The 569-nt window shown below is 66.8% G+C and carries 1 protein-coding gene; it reads right to left on the reverse strand.

Annotation, left to right across the window (positions count from 1 at the left end; all coding sequences use genetic code 11):
- Window positions 1-178: 178 nt before the first annotated feature.
- Window positions 179-569: HU family DNA-binding protein (locus tag JQK88_RS35530; protein ID WP_246750194.1), on the reverse strand; the 391-nt coding region annotated here is incomplete at its 5' end.

Raw genomic sequence — 569 nt, forward strand, 5'->3', positions numbered from 1 at the left:
CTGCAGCATGGCCGCGCCGCGGCGATGGCGGCGAGCCGCCGTTACCCGGGCTTCTACGATCACGACGAACCAGCCGCCCCGGTTTCGACAAGGCCGCCAAAAGAAAACGCCGCCCGAAGGCGGCGTCCGGCGAAGCAGACGTGCGATGCGGCGAGCCGAAGCGCGCCGCATCCGCAGATCAGAGCGCGGCGTCCTTGAGCTTCTTGAGCGGGCGCACCTTCACATTGACGGTGGCCGGCTTGGCGGCGAACCACTGCTCTTCCTTGGTGAACGGGTTGATGCCCTTGCGCTTCGGCTTGGCCGCGACGCTGACGGCGGTGATCTTAATGATGCCCGGCAGGGTGAACGCGCCGGCGCCCTTCTTGTTGATCGAGGCGTGCACGGCGCCTTCGAGCGCGCCGAGGATCGAGCGGACGTCCTTGGCGACGACGCCGGTGGCTTCGGCCAGGTGCGCGACCAGGCCCGACTTGCTCAGCACTTCCTTGATCGGCTTCGGAGCGGCGGTCTTGGCGGCAGCCTTCGGCGCGGCCTTCTTCTTTGCAGCGGTCTTTTTCGTAGCCATAGTGTTT

It is taken from the genome of Mesorhizobium caraganae, from assembly GCF_016836705.1.
In the GTDB taxonomy this organism is placed as follows: Bacteria; Pseudomonadota; Alphaproteobacteria; order Rhizobiales; family Rhizobiaceae; genus Mesorhizobium; species Mesorhizobium caraganae.